We start from the raw sequence: 21,588 nt of genomic DNA, 5'->3' as shown, positions 1-21,588 counted from the left end.
CGGCGTTTGCCCGGGCTAGTCTGACGTGTCGTGCGAGTCCTCGTGATCGGTTCGGGTGCCCGAGAGCATGCGCTGCTGCTGGCTCTTCGGAAAGACCCGCAGGTCACGGGCCTAATCGTCGCTCCCGGTAACGCCGGGACCGCCCGGGTGGCCGAGCAGCGCGACGTCGACATCACCTCCGGTTCCGATGTCGTCGCCCTCGCCCGCGAGGTCCTGGCCGATCTCGTGGTCATCGGTCCGGAGGTGCCGTTGGTGCTGGGGGTGGCCGACGCCCTGCGCGCCGCCGGCATCGTCTGCTTCGGTCCCGGCAAGGACGCCGCCCGCATCGAAGGGTCGAAGGCGTTCGCCAAAGAGGTGATGGCCGCGGCGGGCGTGCGCACCGCGGCCAGCGAAACCGTCGACAGTCCAGCGCATTTGGATGCCGCACTGGACCGGTTCGGGCCACCGGTGGGCGACCCGGCCTGGGTGGTCAAGGACGACCGGCTGGCCGCCGGCAAGGGCGTGGTGGTGACGGCGGACCGCAGCGTCGCCCGGGCGCACGCGGCCGAACTGCTCGAGGCGGGACACCCGGTGCTGCTGGAGTCGTATCTGGACGGCCCCGAGGTGTCGCTGTTCTGCGTCGTCGACGGCGAAACCGTGGTGCCGCTGTTGCCCGCGCAGGACTTCAAGCGCGTCGGCGAGGGTGATACGGGGCCCAACACCGGCGGCATGGGCGCCTACGCGCCGGTGCCGTGGCTTCCCGACGAGCTGTATCGGGACATCGTCGGCGATATCGTCGAACCCGTTGCGGCCGAGATGGTTCGGCGCGGCAGCCCGTTCCGCGGGTTGCTCTACGTCGGATTGGCGATCACTGCCAACGGGCCGGCCGTCGTCGAATTCAACTGCCGGTTCGGCGATCCGGAGACCCAGGCGGTGCTGGCGCTGCTGGAATCGCCGCTCGGGCAACTGCTGTACGCGGCGGGCGCGGGCAAGCTGGCCGACTTCGGCGAGCTGCGCTGGCGCGACGGCGCGGCCGTCACGGTGGTGCTGGCGGCGGAGAACTATCCCGGTCGCCCCCGGGTCGGGGACGTGGTCGCGGGCTCGGAAGCCGAAGGGGTGCTGCACGCGGGCACGGCGCGTCGCGACGACGGCCAGGTGGTTTCCTCGGGCGGCCGCGTGCTGTCGGTGGTGGGCACCGGCGCCGACCTCGCCGACGCACGGGCGCGGGCGTACGAGCTGATGCGCTCTATCCGGTTGCCCGGCAGCCACTTTCGAGGCGACATCGCGCTGTTGGCCGCCGAGGGCAAGATCAGCGTCTAGAACCCCGCGGCTTGGCCGTCGCGGCGGGGATCGCTCGCCGCGAAATAGCCGCCGTCGAGGCGCCAGATCGCCTGACAGCTGCCGAACTGGTTGTAGTCGTCCACGGCAACCAGGTCATGTCCGCGGCGTCGAAGCTCGTCGAGCGTCGAGGGCGGGAATCCCTTCTCGCAGGCGACCTGCATGCCCTGCACCCATCGGAACCGCGGGCCGTCGCACGCGGCCTGCGGATTCTGGCCGTAATCGGCGATGCGCACCATCAGCTGCGTGTGACCCTGGGGTTGCATCGTTCCGCCCATCACCCCGAAGCTCATCACCGGGGCGCCGTCTTTGGTGACGAAGCCGGGGATGATCGTGTGGTAGGGGCGTTTCGCCGGCCCCACCCGGTTCGGATGGCCGTGGGCGGCAACGAAGTTCGCCCCACGGTTCTGCAGCGATATGCCAGTGCCCGGCACCACGACACCCGACCCGAATCCCATGTAGTTCGACTGGATCATCGACACCATCATCCCCTCGGCGTCGGCGGCGGTCAGGTACACGGTTCCCCCGCTCGGCGCGCCCGCCGACGCCGGCTGGGCCCGCGCCCGATCGATCAGGGCCGCGCGGTGCCTCAGGTAGTCGACGTCGAGCAGGCGTTCGGGGCGCAGCGACATGTGCTCGATGTCGGCGACGTAGGCCTGAGCGTCGGCGAAGGCCAGCTTCACCGCTTCGATCTGCAGGTGCACGCTGTCGGCGGAATCGACTGCGAACGAGGCCATGTCGAAGTGCTCCAGGATTCCCAGTGCGATCAGCGCCACGATACCGTGGCCGTTGGGCGGGATCTCGTGCACCGTGTAACCGCGGTAGCCCCCACTGATCGTGTCCACCCAGTCGGCGCGATGGGCGGCGAGGTCGGTGGCCCGCATCGCGCCGTCGTTGGCCAGCGCGTGGGCTTGGAGTTGATCGGCCAGCTCTCCGCGGTAGAACGACTCACCGTGGGTCGCGGCGATCTTCTCGAGTGTGGCGGCCTGATCGGCGAGCCTGAACCGCTCGCCGGGTTTCGGCGCGCGCCCGGCGGGCATGAAGGCGGCGGCGAAGCCGGGCTGCTTCTCGAACAGGGGGATCTGCGCCGCCCATTGCTCCGCGACGGTCGGCGAGACCGGGAAACCGTTGTGGCCGTAGCGGATTGCGGGCTCAAAGAGCGTCTCGAACGGGAGCTTGCCGAACTTTACGTGCAGTTCGGTCCACGCCGAAACCGCGCCGGGCACGGTCACCGCGTTCCAGCCGAGCGCGGGAACGGCGTCGCCGCCGAAATATTCCGGTGTCCAGGCCGCAGGTGAGCGGCCAGACGCATTGAGTCCATGCAAGCGCCGGCCATCCCACACGATGGCGAACGCGTCCGAGCCGATACCGTTGGACACCGGCTCGACCACCGTGAGGGCGATCGCAGTGGCGATCGCCGCGTCCACCGCGCTGCCCCCTTCGGCGAGCATCCGAAGGCCCGCTTGTGCTGCCAGCGGTTGTGACGTGCACACAACGTTTTCCGCCAGCATCGGCTTTCGCGGCCACGCGTAAGGGAAGTGCCAATCGAAAGGTGCGGTCACCTTCGCGAGCGTAACGCTACGGCGATTTTCGGCGGCAATTCTCGCCTTGCCGTTACGCCCGCGGGCCCGAAATCAGGCCGTCAGAAGCGGCGCCATCCAAATCAGCTCGGCCGGCAGCTGCGAGCTCCAAAACTCCCCGTTATGGCCGCCGGGGGAGAAACCCCCCGCCGGGGGATGGGGCAGCTGCGCGATGAACTGCTTGGTCGCGGCGTAGAACGGATCGCTGTCGCCGCAGTCCACCCGGATCGGAATCGACGCCAGCGCTGGCATCCCGAACACCGAGTTCGCCGCGAAGTCGTCGGGCCCGTCGAACGCCCCCGGCGCAGCCGCGCCGGGGGAGAGCCACAGCGCGGGACTGACGGCGCAGATCGCCGCGGTGCGTGCCGGGCCCAGCCGGCCGCCGAGCAACAACGCGCCGTAGCCGCCCATCGACCACCCCAGAAACGCCACCCGCGACGTGTCGATGTTCTGCCCGCCGAGCATCGGAATGAGCTCATCGAGCACCATGGCCCCGCTGTCCTCACCGGAAGTCCGCTTGTGCCAATAGCTGCCACCGCCGTCGACGGCGACCACCGCAAACGGCGGCAGCCCCGCGTTGACGGCCTGTGCCAGGCCCTGCTCGACACCACCGGCCATCACCGTCGACGCGTCACTGCCCTTGCCGTGCAGCGCGATCACCGGTCGCAGCGGCTTTGTCTGACCGGGCGGGCGCGCGATGGCCCAGTTGGTGTTGATCCCGCCGCGCGCCCCCGAGACGAAGGAACCCGTCACCATGGTGGGCGCGGGCTGTCCCGGCGGAGCGGGTTCGAGGGGCGCGGTCGGCGGCGGTGCCAGCGGCGCCGGGGTGCCGGCCGGTGACAGCGGGAGGGCCTGAGATGGCCGGGGCTTGAACAGGATGTCGAGCCCGTACGTGCCCAATGCGCCCGCGGCGGCGCCGGCGCCGAGGCCCAGCAGGGCGCGGCGGCTCAAGTCGGGCATGCGGGCCATCATGCCATGTTGGTTTGGCGGGCCGTTTGGGCGAAATGGCAATGCAGTACCACTTTGACTGGCACGATGGCTACTCGTGACGGCAGCAGTCACTCCCAAGGGAGAACGTCGACGGTATGCGCTGGTGAGCGCCGCCGCCGAGCTGCTTGCCGAAGGCGGCTTCGATGCGGTGGGGCATCGTGCCGTCGCTCGGCGGGCCGGATTGCCGTTGGCGTCTACCACGTATTACTTCTCGTCCCTTGACGATTTGATTGCGCGCGCTGTCGAACACATCGCGATGATCGAGGTGGCGCAGCTGCGGTCACGGGTTGCCGCCCTCTCGCGCCGGCGTCGCGGCCCCGAAACCATCGCCGAGGTACTGGTCGACCTGCTGGTCGGAGATGTGTCCAGCCCGAGACTCAGTGACCAGCTGATCTCGCGCTACGAGCGGCACATCGCGTGCACCCGGCTGCCCGCGTTGCGCGAAACCATGCGCCGCAGCCTGCGCCAGCGCGCCGAGGCCGTGGCCGAGGCCATCGAGCGATCGGGCCGCACGGTGCATATCGAGCTGGTGTGCACGCTGATCTGTGCGGTCGACGGTTGCGTGGTGTCCGCCCTCGTGGAGGGTCGCGATCCGCACGCGGCGGCCCTGGGGACGGTGGTCGATCTCATCGACGTGCTTGCGCCCATTGATCAGCGGCCCGTCCGGTCGGCGGGCAGCGCCGGCGTCACGATGTACCCCGTGGCGAAGTCGCCGTAAATCGTCACGTCCGCCGGGCGGCGCTCCGCGTACAAGGCCACGTAGGCGCAGACGACGGCGTCGACCGGATCTTCGGCGCGCCGCAGCTCGCTTTTCCGCTGGGCGGCGGCGACTCGGTTGCGCAGCCGAAGCCACTCGTCATGACCAGTCACGGCTAACGGCACCGCATTGTGCGCGAGCTTTTCGATGCCGTCCATCAACAAGAGCAGCTCCGACTTGAGCTGGTCGACATCGCGGCCTGGCTTCGCCTTGTACTTGAGCGTTCGGGCCAGCTGGAACAACACCACGGTCGCCGGATGGGGGTAGACCTCGAGGGCGCGGCGCGGAGCCGGTGACCGCGGGTCCATGTCGAGCCCCATCGCCCGCGCCAAGCGCGCCGCACGCCCGCCGTCCGCGAATTCCGGTTTGGCGGTGTTGGCCGGGTGCGCCCCGGCTTCGAACCTGCGGAAGTCACGGTTGAGTGCCGCCTCGGCGGGACGCTGGCCGGTCGGGTTGTTGACCACCAGCGGCGCGTCGAACCCCACCACGCAATGCCCCCGCACGTAGGGCGCCAACGAGGCGAGCACCCCGGTGTCGTCGCCGGCGGCCGCGATGTGCACGAGGCGGCCCCCCGCGTCGATGACCGCTACCCCGGTGGGGTTGCGCCCGGCCCAGGCCAGGTCGACGCCGGCGAAGTACACGTGCCTACCGTATGGCGCCCGGGCCGATCGTAAGCTCTATGTCTGTGAGCATTCCGAACGTCCTGGCCGCCCGGTACGCCAGCGCGGAAATGGTCGCGATCTGGTCGCCGGAGGCCAAGGTCGTCGCGGAGCGCCGGCTATGGCTGGCGGTGCTGCGGGCGCAGGCGGAGCTCGGGGTTGACGTCCCGCAGGATGCCATCGCCGACTACGAGCGGGTGCTCGAGGACGTCGATCTGGGCTCGATCGCCGAGCGTGAACGGGCGCTGCGCCACGACGTCAAGGCCCGGATCGAAGAGTTCAACGCGTTGGCCGGTCACGAGCACGTGCACAAGGGCATGACCAGCCGTGACCTGACCGAGAACGTGGAACAGCTGCAGATCCGGCGGTCGCTGGAACTGACCTTCTCGCATGGAATCGCCGTGGTGGCGCGGCTTGCCGAGCGGGCGGTGGCCTACCGCGACCTGGTGATGGCCGGGCGCAGCCACAACGTCGCCGCGCAGGCCACCACGTTGGGCAAGCGGTTCGCCTCCGCCGCGCAAGAGACGCTGATCGCGCTGACCCGGCTGCGCGAGCTGATCGACCGCTACCCGCTGCGCGGCATCAAAGGCCCGATGGGCACCGCCCAGGACATGCTGGACCTGCTGGACGGCGACGCGGCCAAGCTGGCCGAACTCGAGCGACGCGTGGCCCAATTCCTGGGCTTCGCAACCGTTTTGACCAGCGTCGGGCAGGTTTATCCGCGTTCGCTCGACCACGACGTACTTTCCGCCCTGGTGCAACTCGGGGCGGGGCCGTCATCGATGGCCCACACCATCCGGCTGATGGCCGGGCACGAGCTGGTCACCGAGGGATTCGCCCCGGGCCAGGTCGGCTCGTCGGCGATGCCGCACAAGATGAACACCCGCAGTTGCGAACGGGTCAACGGGCTGCAGGTCGTGCTACGCGGTTACGCCTCGATGGCCGCCGAGCTGGCCGGCGCGCAGTGGAACGAGGGTGACGTCTTCTGCTCGGTGGTGCGCCGAGTTGCCTTGCCGGACAGCTTCTTTGCCATCGACGGGCAGATCGAGACGTTCTTGACCGTGCTGGACGAGTTCGGCGCCTACCCCGCGGTGATCGCCCGCGAGTTGGATCGCTACCTGCCGTTCCTGGCCACCACCAAGGTGCTCATCGCCGCGGTCCGCGCCGGCATGGGACGCGAGGCCGCGCACCACGTGATCCGCGAACACGCGGTCGCGACGGCGCTGGCCATGCGGGAACACGGCGCCGAACCCGACCTGCTGGACCGGTTGGCCGCAGACGAGCGACTGCCGCTGGACCGGGCGGCGCTGGACGTCGCGCTGGCCGACAAGAACGCGTTCATCGGCGCCGCCGGTGACCAGGTGGACGAGGTGGCCGCGACGGTGGACGCGTTGGTGAGCCGTTATCCGGACGCCGCCAAGTACGCGCCCGGTGCGATCCTGTGACGCTGGCCGGCGCGCTCGCGGGGGTCGACTTCACCGACCTGGACAACTTCGCCCACGGATTCCCGCACGACCTGTTCGCCATCCACCGGCGCGAGGCGCCGGTGTACTGGCACGAGCCGACCGACAACACCCCCGACGGGGAGGGCTTCTGGTCCGTCGCCACCTACGCGGAAACGCTTGAGGTGCTGAAGGATCCGGCGACCTACTCGTCGGTCACCGGCGGCAGCCGGCCGTACGGCGGCACGCTGCTGCAGGATCTGGCCATCGCCGGTCAGGTACTCAACATGATGGACGACCCGCGCCACTCCCAGATCCGGCGGCTGGTCAGCTCCGGGTTGACGCCGCGGATGATCCGGCTGGTCGAAGACGATCTGCGGATGCGGGCCCGCCGGCTGCTGGATGCTGTGGTGCCCGGTGAACCGTTCGACTTCCTGGTCGACATCGCCGCCGAGCTGCCCATGCAGATGATCTGCATCCTGCTGGGAGTGCCCGGGTCCGAGCGGCATTGGCTCTTCGAAGCCATCGAGCCGCAGTTCGACTTCGGCGGTTCGCGTAAGGCCACACTGTCGCAGCTATCGCCGCGAACGTCGGTGCAAGAGGCCGGGTCGCGGATGTACGAGTACGGCCAGCAGCTGATCGCATCGAAGCGCGCGGAGCCGACCGACGACATGTTGTCGGTCGTCGCCAACGCGATGGTCGACGACGCCGACGCGCCGTCGCTGACGGATCTCGAGCTCTACCTGTTCTTCAGCCTGCTGTTCAGCGCCGGCGCCGAGACGACGCGCAACGCCGTCGCGGGGGGGCTGCTGGCGCTGGCCGAACACCCCGAGCAGTTAAGGGCGCTGCGAGCGGATCTTGATGCGCTGCCGACGGCCGTGGAGGAGATCGTGCGGTGGACGTCGCCGTCACCGTCCAAGCGACGCACCGCCACCCGCGACGTCACGCTCGGCGGGCAGTCGATCGTGGCGGGACAGAAGATTCAGATCTGGGAGGGCTCGGCGAATCGCGACGCCAGTGTGTTCGAACGCGCCGGTGAATTCGATATCTCGCGGAAGCCGAACCCGCACTTAGGTTTCGGTCAGGGCGTCCACTATTGCCTGGGTGCCAACCTGGCCCGGCTGGAACTGCGCGTGCTCTACGAAGAGCTGTTTTCGCGGTTCGGCGCGGTCCGGGTTGTCCGGCCCGTCGAGTGGGCTCGTAGTAATCGGCACACCGGCATTCGTCACCTGGTCGTGGAACTCCTCGAGGAGGGCTGACGATCCGACGCACCGACGTCGAGCCGACGCCAGGCCCGCGCGGTGCTAAAGCCTGCCAATCGAGATGCCGGCCGCCCGTAACTCGAGCGCGGCCAGGGCCCTGATGGTGAGCGGATCCTCCCGCCGCCACCCACCGACCGGGTCCGCGCTGACCGCGGCGAGCTTTCCCGGCGGCCGATTCGTCAGCGCCCGCAGGGCCAGGAGCTGCTCGCCGGCCGGGGTCGCGGCCAACGCCGTCACCGTCAATTTGCGTCGGAAAAATCGCAGCCGCAGGAGGAGCCACGGGACGTCGGCGACGAGGATCGGGACGGCGGCGATGGCCATCGCCAGCAGGACCGCCAGCCAGCTGGCCGTGGAGTCCAGGTCGTGGCCCGCGCTCGCGAGATCCAGCGCAGCCTGACTGGCCGAATTCAGGGGCTGGCTCAGCGCGTCTCCCACCAAAGGGATGTGCTGGGTGCTGTGGCCGGCCGACGCCAGATTGCCGGCGATGCCGTGCGCGCCGTTCTCGACCTGCCGGCCGGCGTCGGCGATCGTCGACACGGCGTCGTAAACCGCCAGGCCGACGAGCAGCCAGGCAGCGGTCCACAGGGTGACGGCGAAGTCGCTGAGCAGCTGGACCATCAACCGGCCCGGTCGGGTGGAGTAGGGCAAAAACCGCGGGGTCATAGTCTCGATCCCAGCACAGCTCCCGACACAAGTCCCCTGATCGGGCGACCGATAGGCTGACCCGATGCGCCCTGCACTGTCCGACTACCGGCACCTGGCCCGCGGCAAGGTCCGCGAGATCTACCGCGTCGACGACGAACATCTGCTGCTCGTCGCGACCGACCGGATCTCGGCGTACGACTACGTGCTCGACAGCACCATCCCGGACAAGGGCCGCATCCTGACCGCGATGAGCGTCTTCTTCTTCGGTCTCGTCGACGCCCCCAACCATCTCGCCGGGCCGCCGGACGACCCGCGCATCCCCGACGAGGTCCTGGGCCGTGGGTTGGTGGTGCGGCGGCTGGACATGCTGCCGGTGGAGTGCGTGGCGCGCGGGTACCTCACCGGATCGGGACTGCTGGACTATCAGGCGACCGGCAAGGTCTGCGGCATCACCTTGCCGCCCGGGCTGGTCGAGGCCAGCAAGTTCTCCGAACCGCTGTTCACGCCGGCCACGAAAGCCGCGCTGGGGGACCACGACGAGAACATCTCGTTCGACAGGGTGATCGAGTTGGTGGGCGGGGTGCGCGCCAACCAGCTGCGCGACCGCACGCTGCAGACGTATGTTCAGGCCGCCGATCACGCCCTGACGAAGGGAATCATCATCGCCGACACCAAGTTCGAGTTCGGCACCGACCGCGACGGCAACCTGCTGCTGGCCGACGAAATCTTCACGCCCGACTCCTCGCGATACTGGCCGGCCGAGGATTACCGGGTTGGGGTGGTGCAGACGAGTTTCGACAAGCAATTCGTCCGTAACTGGCTCACCGGCCCCGAGTCCGGCTGGGACCGCCACGGCTCGCAGCCGCCACCACCACTGCCGGACCACATCATCGACGCCACCCGGGACCGTTACATCGATGCCTACGAACGCATTTCGGGCTTGAGTTTCGCCGACTGGATCGGCGCATGACGGAAGCCCTCGCCGGCAACCGGGATGCGCCGCCGATAGCACCCGTCGCCAAGCGGCAGGAGACCCGACGCGAGCATCACGGCGACGTCTTCATCGATCCCTATGAATGGCTGCGCGACAAGTCCAACCCCGACGTCATCGCCTACCTCGATGCGGAGAACGGCTACGTCGACGCGATGACGGCTGATCTCGAACCGCTGCGCCAACAGATCTTCGATGAAATCAAGGCGCGCACCAAGGAGACCGACCTATCGGTGCCGACACGGCAGGGCGACTGGTGGTATTACGCCCGCACCTTCGAAGGTAAGCAGTATCGGGTCCAGTGCCGTTGTCCGGTGGGCGATCCCGATGACTGGGATCCGCCGATCCTGGAAGAGGACACCGAGATTCCCGGCGAGCAGATCCTGCTCGACTCGAACGCCGAGGCCCACGGCCACGAATTCTTCGCGCTCGGTGCCGCCACCGTCAGCCTGGACGGAAATCTGCTGGCCTATTCCGTCGATGTCGTCGGCGACGAACGCTATACGTTGCGTTTCAAGGACTTGCGCACCGGCGAGCTGTATGGCGACGAGATCGCCGACATTGGGGCGGGGGCGACCTGGGCTGCCGACAACCGCACGGTGTACTACCTGACTCTGGATGCGGCCCACCGCCCCGACAAGGTCTGGCGCTACCGCGTGGGCTCCGGCGAGCCGTCGGAACTGGTGTATCACGAGGCAGACGAACGGTTTTGGCTTGGCGTGGGGCTCACGCGTAGCGAGGCCTACATTTTCATCGCATCGGGTTCGTCCATCACCTCCGAGTACCGGTACGCCGACGCCGCCGATCCGCACGCACGGTTCACCGTCGTGCTGCCACGGCGCGAAGGCATCGAGTACGCGGTCGAGCACGCGGTGGTCGGCGGCCAGGACCGATTCCTGATTCTGCACAACGACGACGCGGTCAACTTCACGCTGACCGAAGCGCCGGTCAGCGACCCGACCCGGCAGCGCACCCTGATCCCGCACTGTGACGACGTGCGGCTCGACGGCGTGGACGCCTTCGCCCGCCATCTGGTGGTCAGCTACCGGCGAGAGGCGTTGCCTCGCCTGCAGGTGTGGGACATCGATGCCGCGGGGAACTACGCCGAGCCCGAGGAGATTACGTTCGACTCCGAGTTGATGTGCGCCGCCCCCGCCGGTAACCCCAACTGGGACGCGCCCAAGCTGCGGATCAGGGCGGGGTCGCTCGTCGTCCCGGCCCGGGTGTACGACGTCGACTTCGCCACCGGCGAACGCACCTTGCTGCGCGAGCAGCCTGTGCTGGGCGGTTACCGCACCGCCGACTACGTCGAGCGGCGTGATTGGGCGATTGCCGACGACGGCACCCGCATCCCGGTGTCCATCGTGCATCGCGTCGGTATCGAATTTCCGGCGCCCGCGCTGCTTTACGGCTACGGCGCCTACGAGATGTGCACCGATCCCAGCTTTTCCATCGCTCGGCTGTCGCTGCTGGACCGCGGCATGGTGTTCGCCATCGCCCACGTCCGCGGCGGCGGTGAGATGGGCCGGCCGTGGTATGAGCACGGCAAGCTGCTAGAGAAGAAGAACACCTTCACCGACTTCGTCGCGGTGGCAAGGCACTTGGTCGACACCGGCGTCACCCGGCCCGGGCAACTGGTGGCGTTGGGTGGCAGCGCGGGCGGCCTGCTGATGGGTGCCGTCGCCAACCTGGCGCCGGATCTCTTCGCCGGGATCCTTGCGCAGGTCCCGTTCGTGGACCCACTGACCACCATCCTCGATCCCTCGTTGCCGCTGACCGTGACCGAATGGGACGAATGGGGAAACCCGTTGGAGGACAAGGACGTCTACTTTTACATGAAGTCCTATTCGCCGTATGAGAACGTTGCGGCCAGGCGGTATCCGGCCATTCTGGCGATGACTTCGCTCAACGACACCAGGGTCTACTACGTGGAGCCCGCCAAGTGGGTGGCCGCGTTGCGGCACGTCAACGGAAACGGCAGTCCGGTCCTGCTCAAGACCCAGATGAACGCCGGGCACGGCGGCGTCAGTGGTCGCTACAAGGCCTGGCAGGAAACCGCATTCCAGTACGCGTGGCTGCTGGCTGTCGCCTCAGGCCGCCGCGATGGCGGCGGCCTGGAAGAAGGTCGCGGAGGCGGTCCGGAGCACTGACCGCGAGGGGGCAAGCCGGAGGCGGCGATGTTTCAACGGTGACGGCGACTCAATCGCCGACTACGTGGCTCGGTATCTTCTTCGGCAAAAACCACGCCGGAATCATCGTCACCGCAACCAGCACGACGGCCAGCACGTACACCACCGTGTAAGCGTGGGTAAGACTGTTCATCAGATTGGTCGCGAAATCGGGGCTGGCCGTTTGCCGCGGAATGGCAGACGGGTCGACGGGTTGCCCGTGCCTGGCGGCCTCACCTTGCAGAGCCGCCAGCTTGTTTGCACCGGCGATGTATGCGTTGTGGTTGAACTGATTGGTCAAGATCACCGCCATCAAGGCCGCGCCGATCGAGCCACCTATCTGTTGATTGACGCTCATCAGCGTCGTCCCGCGGGCGATCTGATGCGGCGCCAGGGACTGCATGAGCGCCGCATTGAGCGGCGTCGTGGTGAAGCCTATGCCTAGGCCCATGATCGTCAGCCCGGCCAGCAGCGTCGGTTGATAGGCGGCCTGCTTGGCCACTCCGAAGGTGAATACGCCGAGACCCACGGCCATCAGCGCGAGGCCGGCCACCACGATCTTGCCTGGCCCCCGCCGGTCCACGAAGGCCCCGCCGAGTGGCATGGTCACCAGGGCGCCGACCCCTACCGGCACCATGTGCAACCCGGCCTGCATCGGAGTCTCGTGGAGCACAACCTGGAAATAGCTGGGGACCAGCAGCCCGGCGCCCACGAAGGCGACGGCGAACACCAGCAACGTCACGTTGACCTCTGTGACCACGCGGTTTCGGAAAAGCCTCAGGTCAATGAGCGGATGGTCCGCGCGATACCAGGCGTGCCAGACGAACGCGGCGATCAAGCCCAGCCCGAGGAGCGCCGGTATCAACACGTAGCGGTCGGCCAGTGTGCCGCGCCCCGGGATCGATGACACCCCAATCAGAAACGCAGCCACGCCGGGCGACAGCAGCAGGACGCCGACGAAGTCGAACGCCTCCGACGGCGCCGAGCGATCTTTGGCGAACATGACCGCCGCGAGAGCAAACGCGGCGAGGCCAACCGGCAGGTTCACCAAAAAGATCCATTTCCAGCCGTAAGTATCGATTAGCCAGCCGCCCAGAATCGGGCCACCGATGGGGCCGAGCAGAATCGGGAGGCCTCCGATGGCCATGAGGCGGCCGACGCGCTTCGGTCCGGCCTCGCGAGTCAAGATCACAAAACTCAGCGGCAACAGCATGCCGCCACCGACACCCTGCAGCACCCGAAAGATGATGAGGGTCAGAATATTCGGTGCCAACGCGCACAGTAGCGAGCCCAGCGTGAACAGCAAGATCGAACCCATGAAGAGCCGTTTGGTGCCGAAGCGGTCGGCTGCCCAACCCGTTATCGGGATCACGGTCGCAAAAGCGAGCATGTAGCCGGCGATTGTCCAGGAGACGATGGCCTGGGTCGAACCGAATTGCGCGAGGAAGGTGGGCTGTGCGACGAGCACGACGGTGTTGTCCAGGATCGCCATAATGCAGGCCAGCCCGCACACCCCGGCGATACGGAGCAGCGCGGCGTCAAGTTTGTCGGGAGACTGGTGTCTGTCCGAGTCCGGTTGACCGGTTGGAGTGGGCTCGCCCGCGGCATCGGAGGGGGCGGAATAGGCCTTCTGCATCGTGTTGCCGAGCATATCTATTCCGATACCCCTCCGCGGAAGCTTTTAGCCGTTTGATTCGGCGGGCGCCGCTTTCTCGCTGGCCAGGCGGGTGACCGGTGGTCGGACCGTCCACGCTGTTCGTTCCGAACCGGCGCTTGAACGCCTCGACACCGCCCGTAGTGACCGCGCTAATGGCCCAATGTTTGGCTCGCCGGCTTTTTCGGCAGAAACGACGCCGGAATGATCGTCGACACCACTAGCACCACCGCGATCACGAATACGGCCGTATAGGCGTGGGAAAGGTCGTGCACCACGGTGGCCCCAAAGTTTGCGCCCAGCGCCCGCTGCGGTATCGCGGACTGGTCGACCGGGACGCCGGTGACGGCGGCTTTCTGCTGTAAGGCAGCCAGCTTGTTCGCGGCGACGATGCTGTCGCTGCGGTTGAACTGATTGGTCAGGATCATCGACATCAGCGCGGTACCCATCGAGCCGCCGACCTGGTGGCTCACGCTCATCAGGGTCGTTCCGCGGGCGATCTGGTGCAGGGCCAGCGCCTGCACGGAGGCGACGGACAGCGGCATCATGGTGCATCCCATGCCGAGGCCCATGATCGCCAGGCCGATCAGCAACGTGGGGAAGTAGTCGGCCTGCCTGGCGACGCCGACGGTGAAGGTGCCCAGGCCGGCGGTGATCAGCGCGATGCCGACCAACACGATCTTGCCCGGCCCCTGCCGGTCCACCAACGGCCCGGTCAGCCGCATGGTCAGCATGGCGCCGAGTCCCTGGGGAATCATGCGCAGGCCTGCCTGCATCGGTGTCTGGTGCAGCACCTGCTGGAAGTAACTGGGCAGCAGTAGCCCAGCGCCGAAGAACGCCGTGGCGAACACCAGCATCGTCACGTTGGCGTGGGTGAGCACCGGGTTGCCGAACAACCGCAGATCGATGAGGGGATGATCGGCGCGGCGCCAGGCGTGGGCGACGAACCCGGCGATCAAGGCCAGACCGATGCCCGCCGGTATCAGCACGTGGCGGTCGGCCACGGTGCCGCAACGCGGAATCGACGACACCGCGAACAGGAAGGTGGCCAGCCCGGGTGACAGCAGTAGCACCCCGACGAGGTCGAAGGTTTCCGACCGCGCCGGGTGGTCCCTGGGAAAGATGATCCCGGCGAGCGCGATGGTGAGGACCCCGAGCGGCAGGTTGATCAGGAAGATCCACCGCCAGCTGGAAGCGTCGATGAGCCAGCCACCCAGGATCGGGCCACCGATCGGGGCGAGCAGCATCGGGATGCTCAGGATCGACATCAGGCGGCCGAGCCGTCGCGGGCCGGCCTCACGGGTCAAGATCATGAAGCTCAGGGGCAGCAGCATGCCGCCGCCGACACCCTGGATGACCCGAAAGACAATGAGCTGCAAGATGTTCGCGGCCAGCGCGCACAGCAGGGATCCCAGCGTGAAGGCCAGCACGGAGCCGATGAAAAGTCGCTTGGTGCCGAACCGGTCGGCCGCCCACCCGGTGATCGGTATCACGGTCGCCAACGCCAGCGTGTAGCCGGTCATCGTCCATGCGACGACGGCCTGCGAGGACGCGAATTGGTCGATGAAGGTGCGCTGAGCGACGCTGACGACGGTGATGTCCACGATCGCCATCACGGTGGCCAGGATGCACACGCCGGAAATCCGCAGCAGGCCGGCGTCGAGCTTGTCGGGATAGTCCCGCTCACCCTCGCCCGGCTGCGCGGCGGGGTCGTAGGGCAGCGGAATGTCGGCCGCTGCGTACGGGGCCTGATCCATGGCGTTGCTTAGCATATCGAACCGATTCTCGCCGCCGCCGCCCGCGGGCCCTTGCCGCGTGGCGCAGATCGCCGCGACCTGCGGCTCGGCCGCAGCGATATACGTCTGCCGTCTGCGTGTCCTTCACCATTCCGACACCTGAGATCGTCAAACTGCGGGTGTGGCTGGAAAGTTGATCGTCTCGGTCTCAGGGATTGGCGAGCGCACCCTGTCCGACGTCGAGGCGTTCTGTGCGCAAATGGATGCCCGCAACGTCCCGCTGTCGCTGTTGGTGGCACCACGGCTCAGCGGTGATTATCGGCTCGACCGGGACCCGCGCACGGTCGAATGGCTGACCAACCGCCGGTCCGGCGGTGACGCCATCGTGCTGCACGGCTATGACGACGCGGCCACCAAGAAGCGCCGTGGTGAATTCGCCATCCTTCGCGCCCACGAGGCCAACCTGCGGCTGATGGCCGCAGACCGGGTGCTCGAACACCTCGGGCTGCGCACCCGGCTGTTCGCGGCGCCTGGATGGGTGGTGTCTCCGGGCGTTGTCAAGGCGTTGCCGGACAATGGTTTTCGGATGCTCGCCGACCTGCACGGCATCACCGACCTGGTTCGGCACTCGACCGTGCGCTCCCGCGTATTGGGCATCGGCGAAGGCTTCCTCACCGAACCGTGGTGGTGCCGGATGGTCGTGCTGTCCGCGGAGCGGATCGCCCGCCGCGGCGGCGTGGTCCGGGTCGCCGTGGCCGCCCGTCACCTCCGCAAACCCGGCCCGCTGCAGGCGATGGTGGACGCCGTCGACCTGTCGTTGATGCACGGCTGCGCACCGACGGTCTACCGTTGGCGGCGCGACAAGGCGATTCTCGACGCGGCCTGATCCAGCGTCTCCTCAGCTCGCCCGCCACGGGCATTACCCTGGTCCGACATGAGCGATTCTTCGGCCGCGGCATTCGGCGCCGACGTCATCGTCGTCGGGGCCGGACTCGCGGGCTTGGTGGCCGCCTGCGAATTGGTGGACCGGGGTCTGCGGGTGCTGATCCTCGACCAGGAGAGCAGCGCCAACCTGGGTGGGCAGGCCTTCTGGTCTTTCGGCGGTCTGTTCTTCGTCGACAGCCCCGAACAGCGCCGGCTGGGGATTCGCGACAGCCACGAACTCGCCCTGCAGGATTGGCTCGGAACCGCGGCGTTCGATCGGCCCGAGGACTACTGGCCACGCCAATGGGCGCACGCCTACGTCGATTTCGCGGCGGGGGAGAAACGCCGTTGGCTGCGTGACCGGGGCCTCAAGATCTTCCCGCTGGTGGGCTGGGCCGAACGCGGGGGCTATGACGCCCAGGGACACGGAAATTCGGTGCCCCGATTCCACATCACCTGGGGCACCGGGCCCGCCTTGGTCGAGATCTTCGCCCGTCAGCTGCGGGATCGCTCGACGGTGCGCTTCGCGCACCGCCACCAGGTCGACGAGTTGATCGTGGAGGGCGGCGCGGTGACGGGCGTCCGGGGCACCGTGCTGGAACCCTCGGCCGTACCCAGGGGCGTGGCGTCGTCACGAACTCCCGTGGGGCAATTCGAGTTCCGCGCCCCCGCGGTGATCGTCACCAGCGGCGGCATCGGCGCCAACCACGAGCTGGTGCGCAAGAACTGGCCCACGCGGATGGGCCGCGTACCCGAGCAGCTACTCAGTGGCGTGCCCGCCCACGTCGACGGCAGGATGATCGGCATCTCCCAGCAGGCCGGCGCGCGGGTGATCAACCCGGACCGGATGTGGCATTACACCGAGGGCATCACCAACTACGACCCGATCTGGCCGCTGCACGGCATCCGGATCATTCCCGGGCCGTCGTCGCTGTGGCTCGACGCGAGCGGCAAGCGGTTGCCGGTGCCGCTCTACCCCGGATTCGACACTCTCGGCACGCTGGAATACATCACCAAATCCGGGCAGGACTACACCTGGTTCGTGTTGAACGCCAAAATCATCGAGAAGGAATTCGCGCTGTCCGGACAGGAGCAGAATCCCGATCTGACCGGGCAGAGCCTGCGCGAGCTGCTGCGTAACCGCGCGCGTTCGGGGCCGCCGGGGCCGGTGCAGGCATTCGTCGACCGGGGAGTGGACTTCGTCAGCGCGAAATCGTTGCGGGAGTTGGTGACCGCGATGAACAAGTTGCCCGGCGTGGCGCCGCTGGACTATGCCACGGTGGAGGCCGAGGTGACCGCCCGCGACCGGGAGGTGGCCAACAAGTTCAGCAAGGACGGCCAGATCACCGCGATCCGCGCCGCCCGCGGTTACCTGGGCGACCGGTTGGGCCGGGTGGTGGCACCGCACCGGCTGACCGATCCGAAGGCCGGGCCGATGATCGCGGTCAAGTTGCACATCCTGACCCGAAAGACATTGGGTGGCATAGAGACCGATCTCGCTGCCCGAGTCCTGAAGGCGGACGGAACACCCCTGAACGGCCTGTACGCCGCCGGCGAGGTGGCCGGGTTCGGTGGGGGCGGTGTGCACGGCTACCGCGCCCTGGAGGGCACGTTCCTTGGCGGCTGCATCTTTTCGGGGCGCGCCGCCGGCCGCGGCGTCGCCGACGATATCGCCTAGCCGGGTGCGGTCAGAACGTGACCGCGTCCTCCTCGGGCAGCACCTGGAAATCGGTGGTGGTCATCTCGGTGAGCCGGCCGTAGTAGATGCCCCGCGCATCCGGGGAGATGATCCCTTGGTGGATGGGTACCGCGCGCACCGGCGCCACCGCGCGCAGGTAGTCGACGGCTTCGGAGATCTTCATCCACGGGGCCGCCGCCGGTGCCGCCAGAACGTCGACCTGTTCGTCGGGCACGAACAGCGCGTCACCGGGATGCATCAGCCTGGCGGGATGATCGGCGTCGCCCACCAGGAACGAAATGTTCTCTATCACGGGGATTTCCGGGTGGATGACGGCGTGTTTGCCACCGACGGCACGGACCGTCAGCTCACCGATTACTAGCTCGTCACCGACGTGCACCGCCTGGCACGGCGCGCCCAGCTGGTCGGTGGTTTGCGGATCGGCGTACAGTGCGGCATCCGGGTTGCCCTCGAGCAAAGCGGGCAGGCGGGTGGCGTCGACGTGGTCGGGGTGCTGGTGGGTGATGAGAATGGCCGATAACCCCGTTATGCCCTCAAACCCGTGCGCGAAGGTCCCAGGATCGAAGAGCACCCGGGTGTGGTCGAATTCGGCAAGTAGACAGGAGTGGCCGAAATGCGTCAGTTGCATGATTACGATTGTGCCCTGACGGGGGTGAGGCCGATGCGGGTGATCCTGGCGACCATGGTGGTGGTCGGCGGCCTCGCGATGTCGTTCATCGTCGCGGTTCCCGGGCACGCCGAGCCGCAGGCCTGCCCGCCGGTGTGCGACCAGATCCCCGACTCCGCGTGGATCCAGCGCCGTGCCGTGCCGCTGGACTCGGTGTATGGCTGGCCGGCGCTTGCGAGCCTCGCGGCGCAAGTGACCGGGGCGACGCCCGGCCCCCGATTCCGGTTCGAGGAGTTGTGTGCCACGCCCCCGGTGCAGCGGGATCCGCGGGACTCGGCGGTCGTGGCACGCGCCACCGTGACCCACCCGGACGGGCAGTGGCAGCTGCAGGCTCAGATCCTGCACTGGCGCGGCGATACGGCCAGCGGCGGCGCCATCGCCGCGTCGGTGTTCGGCACCGCCGTCGGCGCGCTGCGGTCCTGCCAGCAGCGGGCTCCGCTGCAGTCACCGTCGGTCACCAGCGACGAGACGAACCGGATGGCCGCGGTGATCAGCGGTCCGGTCGTCATGCACACCTACCTGGTCGCCCACCCGGCGAGCAGCACGATCAGCGAGCTGACCCTTTGGTCGTCGGGGCCGCCGCAGGTCCCGTGGCCGGCGATGGCCGACGACCCGGTGCTGAACGCCATGACCGCGCCGCTGTGTGAGGCCTACATTGCCTCGTGCCCGTAGCGGTCGGGCTGCACTTTCGCCGGTAGAGTTGGCGCGGAAGCAAACCTGAGGAGGAGCGCCGGTGGGCCGGGTAGTCGTTCATGTGATGCCCAAAGCGGAGATTCTCGACCCACAGGGTCAGGCGATCGTCGGCGCACTGGGCCGACTCGGTCATCCGGGGATCTCAGATGTCAGGCAGGGCAAGAGATTCGAACTCGAAGTGGACGACAGCGTCGACGATTCGGTGCTCGCCGAGATAGCGGAAACGTTGTTGGCGAACACCGTGATCGAGGACTGGACCATCAGCCGGGAGCCCCGGTGACGGCACGAATCGGCATCATCACCTTTCCGGGGACCCTGGACGACGTCGACGCCGCCCGGGCGGCGCACCGGGTCGGCGCAGAGGCGGTCAGCCTCTGGCACGCGGACGCCGACCTCAAGGGCGTCGACGCCGTGGTGGTGCCCGGCGGGTTCTCCTACGGCGACTACCTGCGGGCGGGGGCGATCGCCCGGTTCGCCCCGGTGATGGGCGAGGTGGTGGCCGCCGCGCAGCGCGGCATGCCGGTGTTGGGAATCTGCAACGGGTTTCAGGTGCTCTGTGAAGCCGGGCTGCTCCCCGGCGCGCTGACCCGCAACGCCGGCCTACACTTCGTCTGCCGCGACGTGTGGCTGCGGGTGGCGTCGACGTCGACGGCATGGACGTCGCGTTTCGAGCCCGGCGCGGACCTGCTGGTGCCGCTGAAATCCGGCGAGGGCCGCTACGTGGCCCCCGCCGACGTCGTCGAGGAACTCGAGGGCGAGGGCCGGGTGGTGTTCCGCTACCACGACAACCCCAACGGCTCGCTACATGACATCGCCGGCGTCAGCTCGGCCAACGGTCGTGTGGTCGGACTGATGCCGCATCCCGAGCACGCCATCGAGGCGTTGACGGGCCCATCCGACGACGGGTTGGGCCTGTTCTACTCGGTGTTGGATGCGGTGCTTTCGGTCTAGGCGGAAACCCCCGCGGCGGAGCGCAATTCCGCGAACGATGCGCTGATCGCATCCGTGGCCTCGTGCGGGTCGTTGAACGTGCGGTCATCGGTGAGCACGGCAACGCCGAGCTGGTCGACGTAGCTCCACACGGTGATGTTGACCGGGGCGCCCGGCGACAACACACCGGTGGAGTAGATCTCGCTGACCGCGGCGCCACCGAAGTGGCCGCGTTCGCGAGGGCCCACCACGCTGGAGACCGCCACGTTCATCAGCTTGTTGGGCGCGTCGCGCCGCCCCAGCCAGCGGAATGCGGCCGGGGCGACGGCCGTCGGGAGGTAGGCCATCAGCCGGCCGTAGAGCTGCGGGCCGAGAATCTCGTGGTCTTCTTTGGCGATTCGGGTCGCCAGTGCCACCAGCCGCGCTCGCTCGGTGGCAGCGGCGACGTGTACCGGTAATGAGACCATCAGACCGCTGATCTCGTTGCCCGTGATGCGGTCCGACTTGTCGGTGGCCGTCGGCACCGACGCGATGAGCGGCCGGTCGGCCACGCCGTCGTAGGCCAACAAGAGCGTGCGCAGGCCGCCGGCGACCGTCGCCAGTATGAGGTCGTTAACGGTGATGCCCAACGCCTTGGCCGTCGCCTTGGCGTCGGCCAGCGGTAGCGTCGCGCTGGCGAACCGCCGCCGGGGCGACACGACATGATTCAAGAACGTCGGTGGTGCATCGAAGGCATTGGCCAGATCCGGATGGCCACCGCGTTCTTTGGACCGGCGACGAACCCGGGTCAGCCCGACGGCGGCGTCCCTGGCCAACCCAGGCAGTTCGGCGATCTGCCGGGCGTGATCGCGCGCGGCCGCGCGCAGCAGCTCGGCGGTCGACGCGGTCGTCCCCGCGTCGTCGTTGTCGCGCTCGTCGGTCGGCGCATCCTTCAGATCCATCGCGCGGGCCAGCAGGTTGGCGGAAGCGACGCCGTCGGCCAGCGCATGGTGCACCTTGCCGATCAACGCGAACCGGCCGCCGGCCAGTCCCTCGGCGAAGTGGAACTCCCACAGCGGGCGGCTGCGGTCCAACGGAGAGGAGGCGACCTCGCCGATGACGGCGTCGAGTTCGTGCCGCCCGCCCGGCGCCGGCACCCGCACCCGGCGCAGGTGATAGTCGAGGTCGACGTCGCAGTCCTCCTGCCACATCGGGTGATGAAGCTGCCAGGGGATGTCGACGAGCTTGTAGCGCAACGGTTCCAGCAGGTGCAGCCGGCGGCGCACGTGAAAGCGGAACGCCTCGAAACCGAACCCGGGGTCGGAGGGCTCGATGACCGCCACTTTCAACGTGTGCGTGTGCAGGTTGGGCGTCTCGCTGTAGAGCAGCATCGCGTCCATGCCGTTGAGCCGTTTCACCGGCCACCTCGCTGTGCCGACTCCAGGACGGTTGGAATCAGCTTGTGCTGCAGACGCTTTCGCATGGTATCGAGTCC

Annotated in this window: 19 protein-coding genes; 11 read left to right on the top strand and 8 right to left on the bottom strand. The window is 68.0% G+C overall.

What is annotated here, in order from left to right; translation table 11 throughout:
• Nucleotides 1-30 precede the first annotated feature (30 nt).
• Complete coding sequence (gene purD / locus G6N51_RS15900) at nucleotides 31-1,299, top strand: phosphoribosylamine--glycine ligase (RefSeq protein ID WP_083168003.1); 1,269 nt, start codon at nucleotides 31-33, stop codon at nucleotides 1,297-1,299.
• On the opposite strand, the gene G6N51_RS15895 is transcribed toward purD, so the two are convergent.
• Entirely contained in the window at nucleotides 1,296-2,879 is a 1,584-nt protein-coding gene (locus G6N51_RS15895; RefSeq protein WP_083168006.1) for a gamma-glutamyltransferase family protein, read from the bottom strand. The two genes, purD and G6N51_RS15895, sit on opposite strands and share 4 nt — an antisense overlap.
• A 72-nt stretch (nucleotides 2,880-2,951) precedes the next feature.
• The gene (locus G6N51_RS15890) at nucleotides 2,952-3,869 is read right to left on the bottom strand and encodes an alpha/beta hydrolase-fold protein (protein ID WP_083168010.1); all 918 of its coding nucleotides are present in this window, start codon (nucleotides 3,867-3,869) and stop codon (nucleotides 2,952-2,954) included.
• Nucleotides 3,870-3,942: 73 nt separating this feature from the next.
• Between G6N51_RS15890 and G6N51_RS15885 the strand changes: the two genes are divergently transcribed.
• Complete coding sequence (locus G6N51_RS15885) at nucleotides 3,943-4,605, top strand: TetR/AcrR family transcriptional regulator (protein ID WP_083168015.1); 663 nt, start codon at nucleotides 3,943-3,945, stop codon at nucleotides 4,603-4,605.
• Here G6N51_RS15885 and G6N51_RS15880 read toward each other — a convergent pair.
• The gene (locus G6N51_RS15880) at nucleotides 4,539-5,285 is read right to left on the bottom strand and encodes a DUF429 domain-containing protein (RefSeq protein WP_083168019.1); all 747 of its coding nucleotides are present in this window, start codon (nucleotides 5,283-5,285) and stop codon (nucleotides 4,539-4,541) included. The two genes, G6N51_RS15885 and G6N51_RS15880, sit on opposite strands and share 67 nt — an antisense overlap.
• A 44-nt stretch (nucleotides 5,286-5,329) precedes the next feature.
• Between G6N51_RS15880 and purB the strand changes: the two genes are divergently transcribed.
• Both purB and G6N51_RS15870 read left to right on the top strand, forming a co-directional pair.
• Nucleotides 5,330-6,748, top strand: a complete 1,419-nt coding sequence (gene purB, locus G6N51_RS15875) for an adenylosuccinate lyase (RefSeq protein ID WP_083168023.1) — start codon at nucleotides 5,330-5,332, stop codon at nucleotides 6,746-6,748.
• Nucleotides 6,745-8,004, top strand: a complete 1,260-nt coding sequence (locus G6N51_RS15870) for a cytochrome P450 (RefSeq protein WP_083168028.1) — start codon at nucleotides 6,745-6,747, stop codon at nucleotides 8,002-8,004. Before purB ends, G6N51_RS15870 begins: the two co-directional genes overlap by 4 nt.
• A gap of 45 nt (nucleotides 8,005-8,049) precedes the next feature.
• Here the strand turns inward: G6N51_RS15870 and G6N51_RS15865 are convergent, their stop codons facing one another.
• Complete coding sequence (locus G6N51_RS15865; RefSeq protein WP_083168032.1) at nucleotides 8,050-8,670, bottom strand: hypothetical protein; 621 nt, start codon at nucleotides 8,668-8,670, stop codon at nucleotides 8,050-8,052.
• A gap of 64 nt (nucleotides 8,671-8,734) precedes the next feature.
• Between G6N51_RS15865 and G6N51_RS15860 the strand changes: the two genes are divergently transcribed.
• Both G6N51_RS15860 and G6N51_RS15855 read left to right on the top strand, forming a co-directional pair.
• Nucleotides 8,735-9,622 carry a phosphoribosylaminoimidazolesuccinocarboxamide synthase gene (locus G6N51_RS15860; protein ID WP_083168036.1) on the top strand — a complete coding sequence of 296 codons (888 nt, stop codon included), beginning with the start codon at nucleotides 8,735-8,737 and terminating at the stop codon, nucleotides 9,620-9,622.
• Complete coding sequence (locus G6N51_RS15855; RefSeq protein WP_083168040.1) at nucleotides 9,619-11,793, top strand: S9 family peptidase; 2,175 nt, start codon at nucleotides 9,619-9,621, stop codon at nucleotides 11,791-11,793. Before G6N51_RS15860 ends, G6N51_RS15855 begins: the two co-directional genes overlap by 4 nt.
• 49 nt (nucleotides 11,794-11,842) lie before the next feature.
• On the opposite strand, the gene G6N51_RS15850 is transcribed toward G6N51_RS15855, so the two are convergent.
• Both G6N51_RS15850 and G6N51_RS15845 read right to left on the bottom strand, forming a co-directional pair.
• Entirely contained in the window at nucleotides 11,843-13,462 is a 1,620-nt protein-coding gene (locus G6N51_RS15850) for a DHA2 family efflux MFS transporter permease subunit (RefSeq protein ID WP_083168044.1), read from the bottom strand.
• 155 nt (nucleotides 13,463-13,617) lie between these two features.
• Complete coding sequence (locus tag G6N51_RS15845) at nucleotides 13,618-15,237, bottom strand: DHA2 family efflux MFS transporter permease subunit (RefSeq protein ID WP_232078409.1); 1,620 nt, start codon at nucleotides 15,235-15,237, stop codon at nucleotides 13,618-13,620.
• Nucleotides 15,238-15,382: 145 nt separating this feature from the next.
• Here G6N51_RS15845 and G6N51_RS15840 point away from each other — a divergent pair, with 145 nt between their 5' ends.
• Both G6N51_RS15840 and G6N51_RS15835 read left to right on the top strand, forming a co-directional pair.
• Nucleotides 15,383-16,087, top strand: a complete 705-nt coding sequence (locus G6N51_RS15840; protein WP_083168052.1) for a DUF2334 domain-containing protein — start codon at nucleotides 15,383-15,385, stop codon at nucleotides 16,085-16,087.
• 48 nt (nucleotides 16,088-16,135) lie between these two features.
• Nucleotides 16,136-17,803, top strand: a complete 1,668-nt coding sequence (locus tag G6N51_RS15835) for an FAD-binding dehydrogenase (RefSeq protein WP_083168056.1) — start codon at nucleotides 16,136-16,138, stop codon at nucleotides 17,801-17,803.
• 10 nt (nucleotides 17,804-17,813) lie between these two features.
• Here G6N51_RS15835 and G6N51_RS15830 read toward each other — a convergent pair whose 3' ends face one another.
• Nucleotides 17,814-18,452 (bottom strand): MBL fold metallo-hydrolase, encoded by a 639-nt coding sequence (locus G6N51_RS15830; protein ID WP_083168059.1) that lies wholly within the window; start codon nucleotides 18,450-18,452, stop codon nucleotides 17,814-17,816.
• Between G6N51_RS15830 and G6N51_RS15825 the strand changes: the two genes are divergently transcribed.
• The 3 genes from G6N51_RS15825 to purQ all read left to right on the top strand — a co-directional run bounded on the left by G6N51_RS15825 (nucleotide 18,429) and on the right by purQ (nucleotide 20,135).
• Complete coding sequence (locus G6N51_RS15825) at nucleotides 18,429-19,163, top strand: ATPase (protein WP_180134406.1); 735 nt, start codon at nucleotides 18,429-18,431, stop codon at nucleotides 19,161-19,163. The genes G6N51_RS15830 and G6N51_RS15825 overlap by 24 nt on opposite strands.
• A gap of 61 nt (nucleotides 19,164-19,224) precedes the next feature.
• A complete protein-coding gene (gene purS, locus G6N51_RS15820; RefSeq protein ID WP_083168066.1) occupies nucleotides 19,225-19,464 on the top strand; it encodes a phosphoribosylformylglycinamidine synthase subunit PurS in 240 nt (79 codons plus the stop codon).
• Nucleotides 19,461-20,135 (top strand): phosphoribosylformylglycinamidine synthase subunit PurQ, encoded by a 675-nt coding sequence (purQ, locus tag G6N51_RS15815; protein WP_083168071.1) that lies wholly within the window; start codon nucleotides 19,461-19,463, stop codon nucleotides 20,133-20,135. The genes purS and purQ overlap by 4 nt, the downstream gene beginning before the upstream one ends.
• Here purQ and G6N51_RS15810 read toward each other — a convergent pair.
• The gene (locus tag G6N51_RS15810; RefSeq protein WP_174814320.1) at nucleotides 20,132-21,511 is read right to left on the bottom strand and encodes a WS/DGAT/MGAT family O-acyltransferase; all 1,380 of its coding nucleotides are present in this window, start codon (nucleotides 21,509-21,511) and stop codon (nucleotides 20,132-20,134) included. The genes purQ and G6N51_RS15810 overlap by 4 nt on opposite strands.
• Nucleotides 21,512-21,588 lie beyond the last annotated feature (77 nt).

This window comes from Mycobacterium paraseoulense (assembly GCF_010731655.1).
Classification (GTDB): domain Bacteria; phylum Actinomycetota; class Actinomycetes; order Mycobacteriales; family Mycobacteriaceae; genus Mycobacterium; species Mycobacterium paraseoulense.
This window is presented reverse-complemented; position numbering and strand designations above follow the sequence as displayed.

Coding starts and splice junctions, on each gene's coding strand:
- G6N51_RS15890 (WP_083168010.1), bottom strand. CDS start 3,869: ATGATGGCCCGCATGCCCGACTTGAGCCGCCGCGCCCTGCTGGGCCTC.
- G6N51_RS15865 (WP_083168032.1), bottom strand. CDS start 8,670: ATGACCCCGCGGTTTTTGCCCTACTCCACCCGACCGGGCCGGTTGATG.
- G6N51_RS15860 (WP_083168036.1), top strand. CDS start 8,735: ATGCGCCCTGCACTGTCCGACTACCGGCACCTGGCCCGCGGCAAGGTC.
- G6N51_RS15855 (WP_083168040.1), top strand. CDS start 9,619: ATGACGGAAGCCCTCGCCGGCAACCGGGATGCGCCGCCGATAGCACCC.
- G6N51_RS15850 (WP_083168044.1), bottom strand. CDS start 13,462: ATGCTCGGCAACACGATGCAGAAGGCCTATTCCGCCCCCTCCGATGCC.
- G6N51_RS15845 (WP_232078409.1), bottom strand. CDS start 15,237: ATGCTAAGCAACGCCATGGATCAGGCCCCGTACGCAGCGGCCGACATT.
- G6N51_RS15835 (WP_083168056.1), top strand. CDS start 16,136: ATGAGCGATTCTTCGGCCGCGGCATTCGGCGCCGACGTCATCGTCGTC.
- G6N51_RS15830 (WP_083168059.1), bottom strand. CDS start 18,452: ATGCAACTGACGCATTTCGGCCACTCCTGTCTACTTGCCGAATTCGAC.